Source organism: Actinomadura rifamycini DSM 43936 (assembly GCF_000425065.1).
GTDB classification, from domain to species: domain Bacteria; phylum Actinomycetota; class Actinomycetes; order Streptosporangiales; family Streptosporangiaceae; genus Spirillospora; species Spirillospora rifamycini.
The window spans coordinates 62,776-78,910 of record NZ_AULB01000014.1; the positions used below are offsets into that span (position 1 = coordinate 62,776).

The 16,135-nt window shown below is 74.9% G+C and carries 18 protein-coding genes; 8 read left to right on the top strand and 10 right to left on the bottom strand.

The annotated features are described in order from the left end of the window. The first annotated feature begins 3 nt into the window (after window positions 1–3). Window positions 4–804, top strand: coding sequence for a purine-nucleoside phosphorylase (locus tag H505_RS0114475; protein ID WP_026402583.1), 801 nt, complete (start codon window positions 4–6; stop codon window positions 802–804). Beyond that, on the top strand, window positions 801–2,426 hold the full coding sequence (locus tag H505_RS0114480; protein ID WP_026402584.1) for a phospho-sugar mutase: 1,626 nt from the start codon (window positions 801–803) through the stop codon (window positions 2,424–2,426). Before H505_RS0114475 ends, H505_RS0114480 begins: the two co-directional genes overlap by 4 nt. Here the strand turns inward: H505_RS0114480 and H505_RS0114485 are convergent. Genes H505_RS0114485 through H505_RS41810 form a run of 3 tightly spaced genes read right to left on the bottom strand, consistent with a single transcriptional unit; the run spans window position 2,419 to window position 4,921 of the window. Further along, window positions 2,419–3,057 carry a PH domain-containing protein gene (locus tag H505_RS0114485; RefSeq protein WP_026402585.1) on the bottom strand — a complete coding sequence of 213 codons (639 nt, stop codon included), beginning with the start codon at window positions 3,055–3,057 and terminating at the stop codon, window positions 2,419–2,421. The genes H505_RS0114480 and H505_RS0114485 overlap by 8 nt on opposite strands. 7 nt (window positions 3,058–3,064) lie before the next feature. After that, entirely contained in the window at window positions 3,065–4,156 is a 1,092-nt protein-coding gene (locus tag H505_RS0114490) for an adenosine deaminase (RefSeq protein ID WP_026402586.1), read from the bottom strand. A 9-nt stretch (window positions 4,157–4,165) separates the two neighbouring features. Beyond that, window positions 4,166–4,921 (bottom strand): class I SAM-dependent DNA methyltransferase, encoded by a 756-nt coding sequence (locus H505_RS41810; RefSeq protein ID WP_084550247.1) that lies wholly within the window; start codon window positions 4,919–4,921, stop codon window positions 4,166–4,168. Window positions 4,922–4,991: 70 nt separating this feature from the next. Between H505_RS41810 and H505_RS0114500 the strand changes: the two genes are divergently transcribed. Both H505_RS0114500 and H505_RS0114505 read left to right on the top strand, forming a co-directional pair. Next, entirely contained in the window at window positions 4,992–5,699 is a 708-nt protein-coding gene (locus H505_RS0114500) for a TetR/AcrR family transcriptional regulator (protein ID WP_157432995.1), read from the top strand. A 123-nt stretch (window positions 5,700–5,822) separates the two neighbouring features. Then, window positions 5,823–6,803: an NAD(P)-dependent alcohol dehydrogenase gene (locus H505_RS0114505; RefSeq protein ID WP_026402588.1), complete on the top strand. Its 981-nt coding sequence runs from the start codon at window positions 5,823–5,825 to the stop codon at window positions 6,801–6,803. A gap of 23 nt (window positions 6,804–6,826) precedes the next feature. Here the strand turns inward: H505_RS0114505 and H505_RS0114510 are convergent, their stop codons facing one another. Further along, complete coding sequence (locus H505_RS0114510) at window positions 6,827–7,846, bottom strand: aldo/keto reductase (RefSeq protein ID WP_026402589.1); 1,020 nt, start codon at window positions 7,844–7,846, stop codon at window positions 6,827–6,829. 139 nt (window positions 7,847–7,985) lie between these two features. Here H505_RS0114510 and H505_RS0114515 point away from each other — a divergent pair, with 139 nt between their 5' ends. Next, complete coding sequence (locus tag H505_RS0114515; RefSeq protein WP_026402590.1) at window positions 7,986–8,561, top strand: TetR/AcrR family transcriptional regulator; 576 nt, start codon at window positions 7,986–7,988, stop codon at window positions 8,559–8,561. 54 nt (window positions 8,562–8,615) lie between these two features. Here H505_RS0114515 and H505_RS0114520 read toward each other — a convergent pair whose 3' ends face one another. The 4 genes from H505_RS0114520 to H505_RS47650 form a co-directional block, all read right to left on the bottom strand. Then, complete coding sequence (locus tag H505_RS0114520) at window positions 8,616–8,978, bottom strand: cupin domain-containing protein (protein ID WP_026402591.1); 363 nt, start codon at window positions 8,976–8,978, stop codon at window positions 8,616–8,618. A 77-nt stretch (window positions 8,979–9,055) separates the two neighbouring features. After that, complete coding sequence (locus tag H505_RS0114525; RefSeq protein WP_157432996.1) at window positions 9,056–9,382, bottom strand: hypothetical protein; 327 nt, start codon at window positions 9,380–9,382, stop codon at window positions 9,056–9,058. Between the two features lie 77 nt (window positions 9,383–9,459). Then, on the bottom strand, window positions 9,460–10,194 hold the full coding sequence (locus tag H505_RS0114530; RefSeq protein ID WP_026402593.1) for a DUF6882 domain-containing protein: 735 nt from the start codon (window positions 10,192–10,194) through the stop codon (window positions 9,460–9,462). Between the two features lie 47 nt (window positions 10,195–10,241). Beyond that, window positions 10,242–11,711 (bottom strand): protein kinase domain-containing protein, encoded by a 1,470-nt coding sequence (locus H505_RS47650; protein ID WP_051300671.1) that lies wholly within the window; start codon window positions 11,709–11,711, stop codon window positions 10,242–10,244. Window positions 11,712–12,105: 394 nt separating this feature from the next. Between H505_RS47650 and H505_RS41820 the strand changes: the two genes are divergently transcribed. After that, window positions 12,106–12,798 (top strand): lytic polysaccharide monooxygenase, encoded by a 693-nt coding sequence (locus H505_RS41820; RefSeq protein WP_245592515.1) that lies wholly within the window; start codon window positions 12,106–12,108, stop codon window positions 12,796–12,798. Further along, on the top strand, window positions 12,795–13,376 hold the full coding sequence (locus tag H505_RS0114545) for a DUF305 domain-containing protein (protein ID WP_199747645.1): 582 nt from the start codon (window positions 12,795–12,797) through the stop codon (window positions 13,374–13,376). The genes H505_RS41820 and H505_RS0114545 overlap by 4 nt, the downstream gene beginning before the upstream one ends. Before the next feature lie 140 nt (window positions 13,377–13,516). Here H505_RS0114545 and H505_RS41825 read toward each other — a convergent pair whose 3' ends face one another. Next, window positions 13,517–14,854, bottom strand: a complete 1,338-nt coding sequence (locus H505_RS41825; protein ID WP_245592516.1) for a HAMP domain-containing sensor histidine kinase — start codon at window positions 14,852–14,854, stop codon at window positions 13,517–13,519. 27 nt (window positions 14,855–14,881) lie between these two features. On the opposite strand from H505_RS41825, the gene H505_RS0114555 reads away from it, so the two are divergent. Then, window positions 14,882–15,373, top strand: coding sequence for a hypothetical protein (locus H505_RS0114555; protein ID WP_026402595.1), 492 nt, complete (start codon window positions 14,882–14,884; stop codon window positions 15,371–15,373). 41 nt (window positions 15,374–15,414) lie between these two features. On the opposite strand, the gene H505_RS0114560 is transcribed toward H505_RS0114555, so the two are convergent. After that, window positions 15,415–16,092, bottom strand: a complete 678-nt coding sequence (locus H505_RS0114560; protein ID WP_026402596.1) for a response regulator transcription factor — start codon at window positions 16,090–16,092, stop codon at window positions 15,415–15,417. Window positions 16,093–16,135 lie beyond the last annotated feature (43 nt).

Consider the following 16,135-nt stretch of genomic DNA (forward strand, 5'->3'; position numbering starts at 1 on the left):
TTTGTGAGCAACGACGCTTTTACCTTGGCGCGGTCCGCGGCGGACGAGCTGCGGGCGCGCACGTCCATCGACGCGTTCGACGTGGCCCTCGTGATGGGCTCCGGCTGGGTCCCGGCCGCCGACGCGCTCGGTGACCCGATCGCCGAGATCCCCGTCACGGACCTGCCGGGGTTCCCGCCGCCGGCCGTCGAGGGGCACGCGGGCCGCATCCGGGTCGTGGACGTCGCCGGGCGCCGCGCCCTGGTGTTCCTCGGCCGCACCCACCTGTACGAGGGGCGCGGCGTGGACCCGGTCGTGCACGGCGTCCGGACGGCCCTCGCCGCGGGCGCGGGGACGATCGTCCTCACGAACGCGGCGGGCGGGCTGCGGCCGGAGACCCAGCACGTCGGCCAGCCGGTGCTGATCTCCGACCACCTGAACCTGACGGGCGCGAACCCGCTGGCCGGCGCGGACTTCCTCGACCTGACCGAGGCGTACTCGGGGCGGCTGCGGGCCCTCGCCCGCGAGGTCGACCCGACGCTCGCGGAGGGCGTGTACGCGGCGTTCCGCGGCCCGACCTACGAGACGCCCGCCGAGATCCGGATGCTGCGCACGCTGGGCGCCGACATGATCGGCATGTCGACGGTGCTGGAGACGATCGCGGCCCGCCGGGGCGGCGCGGACGTCCTCGGCATCTCGCTGGTCACGAACATCGCGGCGGGCCTGTCGGACGAGCCCCTCGACCACGAGGAGGTCCTGGCCGCCGGCCGCGCCGCCGCGGGCCGCATGGGCTCCCTCCTCGCGACCGTCCTGTCGAAGCTGTGAGCGGCTTCCGCGCGGCGGCCGAGGAGTGGCTGGCGCAGGATCCCGATCCGGACACGCGCGCCGAGCTGCGGGCCGTCCTGGACGCCGGGGACGAGCGGGCGCTCGCCGACCGGTTCGGGGCCCGGCTGGAGTTCGGGACGGCGGGGCTGCGGGGCGAGCTGGGCGCGGGGCCGAACCGGATGAACCGGGTCACGGTGCTGCGGGCCGCCGCCGGGCTCGCCGCGACGCTCCCCGCGGGCTCCCACGTCGTCGTCGGGTTCGACGCCCGGCACAAGTCGGACCGGTTCGCGGGCGACACCGCCGCCGTCCTCACCGGTGCGGGCCACACCGTCGAGGTGTTCGCCGAACCGGTGCCGACGCCGGTCCTCGCGCACGCCGTCCGGACGTCCCGGGCGGCGGCGGGCGTCATGGTGACGGCGAGCCACAACCCGCCCCGCGACAACGGCTACAAGGTGTACTGGGGCGACGGCGCGCAGATCGTGCCGCCGCGGGACGCGGAGATCTCCGCCGCGATCGACGCCGTGGGCCGCGTCGACGAGCTGCCGCTCGGCTCGCACTGGGACGTCCGGCACGACCCGGCCCCCTACCTCGACGCGGTGTCCGGGCTCCGCCTCGGCGACGCCGGCGACGTCTCGATCGTCTACACGCCGATGCACGGCGTCGGGTACGACGTGCTGCACGCGGCGTTCGTCCGCGCGGGCTTCCCCGCGCCCGCCGTCGTCCCCGAGCAGGCGGAACCGGACCCCGACTTCCCGACCGTCGCGTTCCCGAACCCGGAGGAGCCGGGCGCGCTCGACCTCGCGCTCGCCCTCGCCGCCGAGCGGGACGCGGACCTCGTGATCGCGAACGATCCGGACGCCGACCGGTGCGCGGTCGCGGTGCCGGGGCCGTCCGGGTGGCGGGTCCTCACCGGCGACGAGCTCGGCGGGCTCCTCGCCGAGCACGTCCTGCGGCACACCTCGGGGGACGACCGGCTCGTCGTGACCACGATCGTGTCGTCGTCGCTGCTCGGGGCGATCGCCCGCGCGCACGGCGTCCGGTTCGCCGAGTCGCTCACCGGCTTCAAGTGGATCATGAAGGCGGGGACGCGCGCCGACCGGCTCGTGTTCGGCTACGAGGAGGCGCTCGGCTACAGCGTCGGCGACGACCGGGGCGTCCCGGTCAACGACAAGGACGGCATCGGCGCGGCGCTCGCGGTCGCGGCGCTCGCCGCCGAGGCGGCCCGCGCCGGCCGCACCCTGCTCGACCTGCTCGACGACCAGGCCCGCCGGTACGGGGTGCACGCCACCGCGCAGGTGTCGGTCCGCGTGGACGACCTGTCGGAGATCGCGGCGACGATGGCCCGCCTGCGCGCCGCCCCGCCCACCCGCCTCGGCCGGCGCGCCGTCGAGGCGTTGGACGACCTGGCCCGCCCCGCGGACGGCCTGCCGCCGACCGACGGGCTCAGGTTCCGGCTGGAGGGCGGCGCGCGCGTGGTGATCCGGCCGTCCGGGACCGAACCGAAGCTCAAGTGCTACCTGGAGGTCGTGGAGCCCGTCTCGGACGGCACCGCGGAGGCCCGCAGGCGCGCCGAGACCGCGCTCGAAGTCCTGCGCCGGGGGGTCGCCGAGCTGGTCAGCTGACGAGCGCCAGGACGCAGCACACCAGCACGGCGACGCCCGGGACGGCCAGCGCCGCGACCGCCGGGACCGACCAGGACACCGAGCCCCGCACGTCCCCGGCGTCCCGTGCGGCCGCCGCGGCCTTGTCGGGCGCGCCCGACCGGGTCTTCGGCCGCTGCCGGTCCCGCATCTCGTTGAGCCGCTGCGCCGCGTACCCCGCCGGGGTGCGGCCCTTGACCTGCGCGCCCAGCTTCGCGTCCTGCTTCCGCGCGCGGGCCTCCGCCTTGGCCTGCGCGCGCGGCGACGTCTGGTGCACCCACGCGCGGGACTGCAGCTGGTCGCCGTCCGGTCCGGTGAACCGCACGACGATCGCCTCCTTGCCCTCGATCGACCGCACGGCGCCCCACGGCGCCCGCGCGTCCCGCAGCGGGTTCCGGACGGTCACCGCCTCGTCGTCGCCGATGATCGCCGGCCGCAGCCCGACCGTGTAGGCGATCCCGCAGCCGAGCAGCAGGAGGGCGGCGATCGTGAACGTCATCAGCGAGTACTCGGGGTCACCGGTGAAGCCGAAGACGAGGTCCGCGATGTTGAGCGCGGCGAACGCCAGCCACGCGAACGCGGCGACGCGCCCGCCGGTGGAACGAATCGTCATGACCGCATCATGCCAGGGGCCGCGTCCCGCTCCACTTCCGCTGCGCGAACCCCGGCTTGATCACCCCGTTGATGAGCTCCAGCCGGTCGGTGAACGGCGCGAACGCCGACTTCATCGCGTTCACGGTGAACCACTGCAGGTCGTCCCAGCCGTACCCGAACGCGTCGACCAGCTTCGCGAACTCCTCCGACAGCGTCGTCCCGCTCATCAGCCGGTTGTCGGTGTTGACGGTCACCCGGAAGTGCAGCCTCCGCAGCAGCCCGATCGGGTGCTCCTCGATCGACTTCGCCGCGCCCGTCTGGATGTTCGACGTCGGGCACATCTCCAGCGGGATCCGCTTGTCGCGCACGTAGTTCGCGAGCCGCCCCAGCCGCGGCTCGGACTCCGCGGCCTCGATGTCGTCGATGATCCGCACGCCGTGGCCCAGCCGGTCGGCGCCGCACCACTGGATCGCCTGCCAGATCGACGGCAGCCCGAACCCCTCGCCCGCGTGGATCGTGAAGTGCGCGTTCTCCCGCTGCAGGTACTCGAACGCGTCCAGGTGCCGGGTCGGCGGGTACCCCGCCTCCGCCCCCGCGATGTCGAACCCCACCACGCCCGCGTCCCGGTACCGGACCGCCAGCTCCGCGATCTCCTTCGACCGCGCCTGGTGCCGCATCGCCGTCAGCAGCGCCCCGACCCGGATCCCGCGGTCCCGGCCGCCCCGCGCGAAGCCGTCCAGCACCGCCTCGACGACCTGCTCCAGCGGCATGCCCGTCCGGGTGTGCAGCTCGGGCGCGTACCGCACCTCCGCGTACACGATCCCGTCGTCCGCGAGGTCCTCCGCGCACTCGTACGCGACCCGCGCCAGCGCGTCCGCCGACTGCATCACCCCGACGGTGTGCGAGAACGTCTCGAGGTACCGTTCCAGCGACCCCGAGTCGGACGCCGCCTCGAACCACGCCCGCAGCTTCGCCGCGTCCGTCTCCGGCAGGCCGGTGTACCCGCTCGCCTCCGCCAGCTCCACGACCGTCCCCGGCCGGACCCCGCCGTCCAGATGGTCGTGCAGCAGCACCTTCGGCGCGCGCCGGATGTCCTCGAGAGTAGGCCGCTCGTCCATCTCAAGAATCTACCCGGGAAACCCGTCGCCGTCCCCCGCATCCGCCGGGGCGTCCGCCCGACCGGGGGGTTTGCGGGCGAGGAGGAAGGCTTGGGGGTGCTTCTCCGGGTACGGGCCGTCCTCGTCGGGTTCGCGGACGAGGCGGGCGCGGACGTCCAGGCCGGTGCGGGCGAGCAGGGCGGCGACGTCGGCGGGGCGGCGGTAGTGGAAGTCGAGCGCGATGGCGTGGTCGCCCGCGCGGGTCCGGCGGGCCGTGCCGTCCCCGGCCTGGAAGGCGAGCAGCAGGTGGCCGCCCGGGGCCAGGACGCGGTGGAACTCGGCGAACGCGTCCGGGAGGCGCTCCGGCGGGACGTGGACGACCGAGTACCAGGCGAGGAGCCCGGCGAGGGAGCCGTCCGGCAGGGCGAGGTCGAGCAGGGAGCCGACCTCGAAGCGCAGGTCCGGGTGCGCCGCGCGGGCGGCCTCGATCATCCGCGGCGACAGGTCGACGCCGGACGTCCGGACGCCGCGGGCGTGCAGGTACGCGGTGATCCGGCCCGGGCCGCAGCCGACGTCGGCGACCGGGCCGGGACGGACGAGGTCGGCGAAGCCGTCGAGCATCGCCCGGTCGAGGGGTTTGGCGGCCAGCTCGTCCCGGATCCAGGCGGCGTAGTCGGCGGCCATCGCGTCGTAGGACGCGCGCGTGTCCGCCAGGAATCCCGCTTCGCCCGGTACCGGACGTTCCGCTTCGCTCGGTACCGGACGTTCCGCTTCGCTCGGTGCCATCCGCCCACGATCCCACGCTCCCCGAGGGGACTTACCGTGTACGGGTAGAGTGCGCCGGGAGGAAGGATCGATGACTCCACGGACCGACGCCGACGAGCTGACCGAGCGGCCGCGCGTGCCGCTGAGCCGGCGGCGGGTGCTGCGCGCCGCCGTGGAGCTCGCCGACCGCGACGGCATCGACGCGCTGACCATGCGCCGGCTCGCGCAGGAGGTCGGGGCCGAGGCGATGTCGCTGTACCACCACGTCGCGAACAAGGAGGCCGTCCTCGACGGCGTCGTCGAGGTGGTGCTCGGGGAGGTCGCGGCGGCGGTCGAGGGCGTCGCGGCGCCGGCTCCGGCGGACGACTGGCGGGGCGCGCTGCGCGCGCGGATCCTCGCCGCCCGGGAGGTCTTCCTCCGCCACCGCTGGGCCCCGGCGGTCCTGGAGAGCCGCACCACCACGAGCCCGGACGTCATCGCCTTCTACGACGGCGTCGTCGGGATCCTGCGGGCGGGCGGGTTCTCGTTCGACCTGGCGCACCGCGCGCTGCACGTGCTGGGCAGCCGCGCGCTCGGGTTCGCGCAGGAGCTGTTCCGGCCGGACGGCGCCGAAGCCCCGGACGAGGAGGCGACGGCTCTGATGGCGGAGCGGTTCCCGAACATCGCGGGGATGCTGGCGGACGCCGTCCACGACGATCCGGGCACCACGCTGGGCTTCTGCGACGACCAGTTCGAGTTCGAGTTCGCGCTCGACCTGATCCTCGACGGGCTGGAGCGCCGCCGCACCGCCGGCGCCTGACCCTTTCCGCGCATTTCCCTCTCTTGACCGCCTTACGGCGTACGACTACCTTACGACGTACGACAGCCTTACGTCGTACGACGGTGGCCCGACGGGGGCCGCCCGGACGGAAGGAAAGGCGCCGTGCAGGCATGGAGCTGGGACCGCTACGGCCCCCCGGACGTGCTGGCCCTCAAGGACGTCGACGTGCCGGGCCTCGCCCCGGACGAGGTGCTCGTGCGCGTGCGGGCGGCCTCCGTGAACCCCTACGACTGGCGCCACCTGCGGGCGCACCCCCACCTGGTCCGGCTCGGCACCGGCCTGCGGCGGCCGAAGCCGGGCCTCGTCCTCGGCGCCGACCTCGCCGGCGTCGTCGAGCGGACGGGCGACGCCGTGACCGACCTGGCGCCCGGCGACGAGGTCTTCGGCGAGGTCCGGATGGGCGCGTTCGCCGAGGCCGCCGCCGTCCCGCGCGACCGGCTCGCCGTCAAGCCCGCCCGCCTCTCCTTCGCGCAGGCGGCGGCGGTGTCGATGGCCGCGCACACCGCGCTGCAGGGGCTGCGGGACGTCGGCGGGATCGCCGCCGGGCAGCGCGTCCTGGTCAACGGGGCGTCCGGCGGGGTCGGCACGTTCGCCGTCCAGCTCGCCCGGACGTTCGGCGCCGAGGTCACCGGCGTGTGCAGCACCCGCAACGTCGAACTGGTGCGCTCCCTGGGCGCGGACGACGTCATCGACTACACCCGGGCCGACTTCACCGAACGGGCGGGCCGCTACGACCTGCTGATGGACATCGTGGGCGACCGGTCGACGCGGCGGTTGCGGCGCGCCCTCACGGGCCGGGGCACCCTCGTGATCGTCGGCGGCATCGCGTCCCCGCGCCGCGGCCTGCTCGGGCCCGCCGGGCAGATGGTCCGGGGGGTCGCGGTCGCCCCGTTCGTCCGGCAGCGCATCGCCCACGTGGGCTGGAAGCCGAACGCCGCGGACCTGGGCTTCCTCGCCGGCCTCATGGAGAAGGGGGAGGTCACGCCCGTCATCGACCGGACCTACCCGTTCGCCGACCTGCCCGAGGCGGTGCGCTACGTCGAGGGCGGCCACGCCCGGGGCAAGGTCGCCGTCGCCTTCTGAGCCCCGCCCCGGGCGGCCGGGCGTCAGCGGCGCCGCAGCGACGCGTCGAGCAGCGCGGGCGGGGTGTCGAACTTCTCGTGCGGGGCGAGGTCGACGCCGGGGGCGACGATCTCGTCGATCGCGTCCAGCACGTCGGCGGGCAGGACGGTGTCGGCGGCGGCGACCTGGGAGTGCAGGTGCTCCAGGGTGCGGGGGCCGATGATCGCGCTGGTCACCGCCGGGTGCGCGGTGACGAAGCCGAGCGCGAGCTGCACCATCGTCAGGCCCGCCTCGTCGGCGACCCCGGCGAGGCGCTCGACGGCGTCGAGCCGGGCCCGGTTGTGCGGCAGCGACAGGTCGAAGCGCTCCGGCAGGGACGTCGCGCGGCTGGTGGTGATCTCCCGGCCCTTCCGGACCGCGCCGGACAGCCAGCCGGACGCCAGCGGGCTCCACGCCAGCACGCCGAGCCCGTACTCCGCGGTGACGGGCAGCACGTGGGCCTCGATGCCGCGCTGCAGGATCGAGTAGGCGGGCTGCTCGGCGGTGTAGCGGCTCAGGCGGTGCTCGCGGGCCGCCCACTGCGCCTGGACGATCCGGTACGCGGGGAACGTCGAGGAGCCGAAGTAGCGGATCTTCCCGGCCCGCTGGAGGTCGGTCAGCGCCGCGAGCGTCTCCTCGTCGCTCGTCCTCGGGTCCCACCGGTGGATCTGGTAGAGGTCGACGTGGTCGACGCCGATGCGGCGCAGGCTGTCGTCCAGCGCGGTGACGAGCCAGCGCCGCGAGCTGCCCTGCCGGTTGCGGTCGTCGCCCATCGGCATGTTCGCCTTCGTGGCGAGCACGATGTCGTCGCGGCGTCCCGAGATGGCCTTGCCGACCATCTCCTCCGACTCGCCCCGCCCGTACATGTCGGCGGTGTCGATGAGGTTGATGCCGCTCTCGAGTGCGGCGTCGACGATGGCGGTGGCCTCGTCCTGGGTGGTGCGTCCGATCGCGCCGAAGTTCATCGCGCCGAGCGCGAGGGCGCTGACCTGCACGCCCGTCCGGCCCAGAGTGCGGTACTGCATGGCGTGGTCCTCCAAGTGCGGGCAAGGGTCGACGGCCGGTTCCCGCTCTGCCATCATGGAGAAAGCGGAACCGTGTCCCGTTTGACGATACGGAACACTGTCCCGCTTAGCAAGCCCGGCATCGAGGAGTGGAGGCACGGTGAAGGACGACCGGGGCGCCCGGCCCAAGCGCGCGGACGCCCGGCGCAACGAGAGAACGCTGCTCGACGCGGCCGCCGCGGCGTTCGTCGCGTCCGGCGTCGACGCGCCGGTGCGCGACATCGCGGCCCGCGCGGGGGTCGGGACGGCCACGATCTACCGCCACTTCCCCACCCGCGCCGACCTGATCATCGCCGTCTACCGGCACCAGGTGGAGGCGTGCGCCGAGGCGGGCCCCGCGCTGCTGGAGAGCTCCGCGTCCCCGCACGCCGCGCTGGGGCGCTGGATCGACCAGTTCGTCGACTTCCTGGTCACCAAGCACGGGCTCGCCGCCGCCCTGCGCTCCGACCAGGCCGGCTTCGAGGCGCTGCACACCTACTTCCTCGACCGCCTCGTCCCCGTGTGCGCGCGGCTGCTCGACGCCGCGGCCGCCGCCGGTGAGATCCGCTCCGACCTTGACGCCTACCAGCTGATGCGCGGCGTCGGGAACCTGTCCATCGGCGCCGACACCGACCCCCGCTACGACGCGCGCCGCCTGGTCGGGCTCCTCGTCGCGGGCCTCCGCCGCCCCGACTGACCGGCGAGCCGACGACGGGCCGCGGCGCCCGCGGCCCGTCCCGTACCGGTCGGATCAGCCTTCCGCGGCCTTCGCGTACGTGTCCATGCCCCCGGCGAAGTCGAACACCACGCACGGTTCGTCGCCGACGACCCAGGCGTCGTGCCCGGGCTCCGCCACGAACACGTCGCCGGGCCCGGCCTCCTCCTCGGTGCCGTCCCGCATGACCACGTGGATCCTGCCCTTGACGACGTAGCCGTTGTGGTGGACCTCGCACAGGTCGGTGCCCGCGATGTCCTTCACCGACTCCGTCCAGCGCCACCCGGGCTCGAAGGTCGCCTTGCCGAAGACGAGCCCCGGCAGTTCGACGATGTCCAGGTGCCCCTTGGGGAAGTCGCGGCGCTCGTCCGGCTTCTCGATGCTCTTGCTCTCGATCATGATGGTCCCCCTTATCCATCACCGCCTCCCACGTTTCTCCTGTCCCGGAGCGCACGCAAGAAAGCGCGAGTAGATCCCTAGCCGACCGGGAACCGCACCCCCTCGGCGCCCTCGGCGGCCCGCAGGTCGCCGTCCATTGCGGGCGCGCCGAACGGCGCCTCCGCCGGACGGTCGAGGTGGCGGAGGAGCGCGCGGAGCAGCCAGTCCGCGGCCGCACGCCGGTAGCTCGTCAGCACCAGCAGGGCGACGGCCGCGGCCAGGAACTGCACCCCGGCGATGGCGCCGAACGCCTGCAGCACGCGGCGGACGGGACCGATCGGCCGCGGGGCCGCGGCCGATCGCTCACCGAAGGGCGGGCCGCCCGTCCCGGGGAAGTCCGGCCGCGTGGTCTGGGGATCCGACACCCGCCGCAGCGTACGGTCCGGCACCGACGAAGATCGACTTCAGGACGGGTTCCGGACGGCGCATTCCGCGGAAAGGGTCAGATCGTTTCGGCGCCCGACCGGGCGGTGATCTCGGCGACCCGGTTGTACTGGTCGAACTCGAGCCCGATCGTGAAGTCCGCACCGGTGATCGTCAGCTTGGCGTGGTCGGGCGTGAACGCCGCGCCGAGCCCCCGCAGCCGCGCGTAGCTGTGCACCGCCCGGCGGTGGTCGCGCAGCCCCAGTTCCGCGACCGACTGCTGGAGGACGCGCATGACGCGCGGGAACTCGGGCGGCGGGAGCCGGAACTCCGGGTGCTCGATCAGGAACGCGGCGCGGGTCCCCCCGCCGACGTCGGCGTGGTAGTGCGTCCAGCAACCGGAGACGACCTTCGCGGCGTCCAGCAGCGCCCCGGCGACCCGCGCCGGCTCGAACCGCGGCTCGGCGGGCCCGCCGGGCAGCGCGTCGAACGGGACCTCCGCGGCGGCGAACTGCTCGATGCCGTGCTGCCGGCCGAACTCGCGCACCCGGGCCGAGTGGGCGACCAGCGGCTCGGCGTACCCGGACGGGTTCGCCCAGGCCCACAGCCACGACCCCGGCCCGGGCGCGGCGCTGCCGAGCAGGTGCACGCGGCTGCAGACCAGGTCGCGGCTCCCGCGGAACTCGAACCGCTGGTCGTTCAGGTCGACGTTCCAGCTGTGCTCCCCGACGACCTCCTCCAGGCGCAACTGGTGTTCGAGGGAGAAGATCGCCGCATCGTCGAGGACATTGGCGAGTGTGATCACTTCGGGCATGCGGGCAGGCTAGTGGCACGAACGGACCTGACGTGGACGAATACGCCTCAAGACCGTCGAGGCGGGGCGAGCAGGGCACCGACCGTGGTCTCCCCGCCCCACCCCGGCAGGACGCGCGTCGCCGGGGGCAGCCGGGCGAGCAGCGCCCCCTGCTCGTACCGGTGCCGCGGATCGGGCGTCTGGAGCGTGAAGCCCGTGAACAGGACGTTCAGCTCCTCGCCGTAGAGCCAGACGCTCCCCCGGTACGGGCTCGGCACGTCGATCGCCGTGAGCCGGACGTCGCCGATCTCGAACTCCTCCTCGCGCTTGAACAGCGTGTCGGGCCGGTGCTTGCGCAGCTCCTTCCGCCGCCCCGGCTCCATCACCTGCGTCGACAGCCGCTCGTAGTGGGCGCGCCAGCCCGCGAGGGCGGCCCGCGGCAGCGCGACGTAGGCGCCGGCGGACACGTTCCGGGCGTTCTGGACGTGCACGGGCTCGCCGTCGGTGAGGATGACCGCGACGATGTCCCGCCGCCCGACGACCCGGTGGACGCCGTCCAGCCGGTGCGCGGGATCGATCACGAACACCTCGTCGTCGTCCCCCACCACGTAGGTGTTCGCCGCGGCGCCGTTCTCGACGCCGGCCACCGTCTCCACACGGGTCCCGCCCGGCACCGGCGGCGGGAACACCGCCGGGGCCGACGCGGGCGGCGGCGGGGACGCGAGGGCCGTGCGGATCAGCTCCGCCGCCGTGCGGGCGTCCGCGGGGCGGTCGGCCGGGTTCTTGGCGAGCATCGCGTCGACGAGCCGGTCGAGGGAGTCGGGCAGCTCCGGGCGCAGCGACCGCAGCCGCGGCGCCGGTTCGAGGACGATGCTACGGATCAGCACCGGGAGCGTGTCGGCCGTGAACGGCGTCCGTCCGGTGAGCAGCGCGAACAGCAGCGCGCCCAGCGCGTACACGTCGGCGGCGGCGCCCACGTCGCCGCGCTCGAACTGCTCGGGCGCCATGTAGGCGGGGGTGCCGATCACCGCGCTGCCGGTCAGCTCGGTGACCTGGTCGGCGTGCCGCGCGATGCCGAAGTCCATCACGGTCACGCGGTCGCCCGGCAGCAGCATGACGTTGGCGGGCTTCACGTCGCGGTGGACGACGCCCCGCCCGTGCGCCGCGCCCAGCGCGTCCGCGACCTGCGCCGCGATCGGCAGCGCCCGCTCGACCGGCAGGCCGTCCGGGTGCCGCCGGATGACCGCGGCCAGGTCGTCGCCGTCCAGCAGCTCCATGACCAGGAAGAGCAGCCCCTCCTCCTCGCCGCCGTCGTGGACGACGACGATGTTCGGGTGCCGGAGCCCCGCGCTGATCTCGACCTCGCGCCGGAACCGGTGGACCAGCCGCCCGTCCGTACCCTCCGGCATGGCGAGCAGCTTCACCGCCACCGGCCGTCCCAGCCGGCCGTCGACGCCGCGCCACACCTCGCCCATGCCGCCGCGCCCCAGCAGCGCCTCCAGCCGGTACCGCCCGGCCAGCTCCAGCCCGCTCCGCACAACGCCCTCCCGCCCTCGCCCCACGTCCCGGCGCCCGCCCCATCGGCGCCGGGCCGCACCCCGGCGGAACGAACTTACCGACACTCCCGGCACGAGGGCGGCGGGGACGAGTTTTCGGTCTCGCCATCGCCCCGGAACCGGCGATCGTCGGAGCCGATGCCCGGGGGCCGTCCGGGACGTCCGCACGGCTTATTGAGGGTTTCGAGCGCTGTTAAGGAGGCTTTAGGGCTGGGGTCGTTAGCGTCCCGACGGCAATCGCGGCCCGCCGTCCGGCGGGCCTAGGACGACACGTTGGGAAGGTCTCCATGCGCAGATTCGTCGCGTACCCCTCGCCGGACTGGCGGCCGTCGGGTCGACGCTGTTCGTCGCGAGTCCGGCGTCGGCCCACGGCTACGTGTCCTCGCCGCCGAGCCGGCAGGCGCTGTGCGCGACCGGGACGGTGTCCGGCTGCGGGCCGATCCAGTACGAGCCGCAGAGCGTCGAGGGGCCGAAGGGGCTGCGGAGCTGCGATGGTGGAAACCAGCAGTTCGCGGTGCTCTCGGACGAGAGCCGCGACTGGCCCGCGACGTCCGTCGGGTCGACCGTCACGTTCAGCTGGGTCGTCACCGCGCGGCACCGCACGGCCGACTGGCGGTACTTCGTGGGCGGCGAGCAGGTGGCGTCGTTCGCCGGGAACAACGAGCAGCCGGGCTCGGTCGTCGACCACGAGGTCGACCTGAGCGGCTTCTCCGGACGGCAGACCGTGCTCGCCGTGTGGAACATCGGCGACACCGCGAACGCGTTCTACAGCTGCGTCGACGTGAACATCGGCGGCGGCTCCGGGACGACCCCGCCCACCACCGACCCGGAGCCCGAGCCCGAGCCGGAGCCGACGGACGAGCCCACGACCGGGCCCACGACCGGGCCGTCCGCCGAGCCGTCGGCGGAGCCGTCCGACGGCGGGGACGCCTGGAAGGTCGGGCAGGCGTACAGGGCGGGCGACGTCGTCACGTACGAGGGCGGGAAGTACCGGTGCCGGCAGGCGCACCGGTCCATCCGGAGCTGGGAGCCGTCGCAGTACACCCTGGCCCTCTGGCTGCCGCTGTGAACGGGCGGCGCCGGGCGCTGATCGCGGCCGCCGCTCTGGCGCCGCTGCTGCTGGCGGGGTGCGGCGGCGGCGAGGCGGACGGCAGGCCGGTGAGCGCCGCGACCCCGGCGGCGGAGCACAACGACGGGGACGTGATGTTCCTGCAGATGATGATCGCGCACCACCGGCAGGGGCTCGAGATGGCGGGGCTTGCGGCCGAGCGGGCACCGAGCGAGGACGTGCGCGTCCTCGCGGGGGCCGTGAAGGCGACGCAGACCGAGGAGGCCGAGCGGATGATCGCCTGGCTGCGGGCGTGGTCCGAGCCGCTGGAGGCGGGGCACGGCGGCGGGCACCACGCGGCGCACGGCGCGCTGCCCGCCACCGGCGCCCAGGAGATCGGGGCGCTGAAGAAGGCGAAGGGCGCGGCGTTCGAGCGGGCGTTCCTCAACCTGTTCATCGCCCACCAGCACAACGCCGTCGAGATGGCGCGGACGGAGCTGGCGGAGGGCGCGAGCCCGGACGCGAAGGCGTTCGCGCAGCGGGTCCGGGACTCCCGCACCGACCAGATCCAGCAGATGCTCGGGCTGCTGAACGCCTAGCACGGTGGTCCCCCGCGTCCGGTGGACGCGGGGGACCACCGTCGGTGGGACGGGCGGTCGACGCGCTGGACTGCGGAGGACGGTTCCGGGGGCGGCCGCCGTGAACGCGCACCATTTCCGGCACCGGAGGGAAAGGCCCGTTAGCGTGACCGTTCGGTTCGTTCCGCGGGTTCGGTGCGGAGCCACATCTGGATGCGGGCGCCGCCGAGCTGCGGGGAGCGGTCGACGCGGAGGCTTCCGCCGGTGGCGGCGGCGAGGCGGCGGGCGATGTCGAGGCCGAGGCCGGTGGAACCGGCGCCGGACGTCCCGCGGCGCAGCGCGGCGCCCTCGTCGGCGATGCCCGGACCGGCGTCCGCGAACAGCAGGCCCGCCGAGTGCCGTCCGCGGTGCACGGTGACGGTGAACCCGGCGCCGCGCGGGGTGTGCCGGAATATGTTGCCCATCAGCGCGTCGATCGCCGCGACGAGCTCGGCGCGCGCGACCGGCACCGGCACCGGGCCGTCCGGCGCGATGAGCTGGTGCGGGCGGTCCTGGTCCTCGGCGAGCGCCGACCAGAACTCCAGGCGTTCCCGGACGACGTCGGCGGCGTCGCATCCGGCGGCCTGCGGGCGGGGCCGCCGGGCGGCGGCGATGAGCCCGTCGACCTCGCCCTCCAGCCGGGCGAGCGCCTCCCGGCCGCGCTGGAGGCGGCGGGGGTCGCCGGGGTTGGCGACGAGGCCGTCGACGCTGAGCCGGAGGGCGGTCAGCGGGGTGCGCAGCCGGTGCGACAGGTCCGCCGCGGTCTCCCGCTCGGCGGCCAGCAGGCCCGCGACCTGCTCGGCCATCGTGTTGAAGGCGGTCGCGGCGGCCTGCAGCTCGCGGGGGCCGTCGGGGACGACCCGCACGTCCAGGTCGCCGGCGCCGACCCGTCCGGCGGCGTCGGCGAGGCGGCGGGACGAGCGGACGACGCGGGTCGCGAGCCGGTCCCCCATCGCGACGGCGACCGCGCCGAGCGCGACCGCCACCCCGGCGAGCGTCGCCCACGCCTCGGTCACGCCCCGGGACAGCTCCGCGGCCGGCACGAACACCTCGACGACCGCGGCGGGCGCGCCGTCCCGCACCACCGGCCGCAGCAGCACCTGCCCGCCGCGCAGCCCGGCGGCGAACGCCCGGCCGCCGTCGCGGGCCGCGGCGACGTCGGCGGGCGCGGCGCGCGGCGTCCCGACGGTGGCGGACGGCAGGTGCACCGCGAGCCGCCCGTCCGCGCCGGCCTCGGTGGACGCGACGGCGTCGGCGAGGACGTCCGGGTCGGCGGTGATCGCGAGCACTGGGACGAGCGACGCGGCCTGCCGTTCGGCGCCCGTGAGCGCGCGGTCGCGGGCGATCTGCTTCACCACGAGGCCGAGTGGTAGCAGGAACGACACTGCGACCATGGCGGTCACGGCGAACGCGACGAGGGCGAGGGTGCCGCGCATGCCGCCCGGACGCCGGTCCCTCACCGCGGCCGCCCGGACATAATGGCCGCCATGCGGATACGGTTCGCGACCGCGTGGTGCACGGCGACGCTGGCCGGCCTCGCGGTGAGCTGGTGGGGCGTGCAGCACGCCGTCGGCGGCACGGCGCTCGGCGACGCGCCGGTGGCGGCGGTGCCGGTCCGCACCGGGCGGCCGCCCGCGCCGCCGGACGCGCCCGCGTCGGCGCCCGCGACGCGGGAGACGCTGTCGCCGGCGCCGAGCCGGACCGCGGCGAGCCGGTCAGCCACGGCGGCCGCCGGACGGTCCGCGGCGCCGTCCGGCGGACGGACGCGCACCTTCGCGCTGAAGTCGGGACGGGTGGTGCTGGAGGTGCGCGAGCACGGCGCGCGGCTCGTGTCCGCGTCCCCCGAGCAGGGTTTCGAGGTGCGCGAGTGGCGGCAGGTGGAGTGGCTGCGGGTCGACCTGACGGACGGCGAGCACGGCTCGGCGGTGTTCGCGACGTGGAACGGCCACCCGACCCTCGTGCAGGTCTATGAGTATTGAAGAGTGCACGGGTACTGAGGTGTGCACGGGTGCCGGCCGCATCACGGGGCCGTGAGCATGACGCCGACGCCGCGGACGGTGTGCAGGTAGCGGGGGCGCGCGGCGGTCTCCCCCAGCTTGCGGCGCAGCCACGACATGTGGACGTCGAGGGTCTGGTCGTCGCCGTTCGCCTGCCGCCACACCTCGGCGAGGACCTCCCGGCGGCGCACCACCCGGCCCGAGCGGGCGGCGAGGAACGCGAGGAGGTCGAACTCCAGGCGGGTGAGCCGCAGCGGCGTCCCGTCCAGGGCGGCGCGGCGCGCGTCCCGGTCGATGCGCAGGCCGCCCACCTCCAGGACGTCCGGCGGCGCGTTCGTCCGGACGCGGCGCAGCACCGCCTGGATGCGCGCGTCGAGCTGGTCGCCGGAGAACGGCTTGACCACGTAGTCGTCGGCGCCGGTCCGCAGCAGCCGGACGATCTCGCGCTCGTCGTCCCGCGCGGTCGCGATGATCACGGGGGTGTCGGTGACGGCGCGCAGCATCTTCAGCGCCTCGGCGCCGTCGAGGTCGGGCAGTCCGAGGTCGAGCACGATCATGTCGTAGCCGGGGCCGTCGGTCGCTTCGCGGAGCGCGTCCAGGGCGCGCACGACGCTGTGCACGGCGTGCCCGAGGTCGGTCAGCTCGTGGATCAGCGCCTGCCGGACGATCTCGTCGTCCTCGACCAACAGAACCGTCGCCATGCCCGCCAAAATAGAACAACCTTCGTGTTCACGGCGTCGGAAC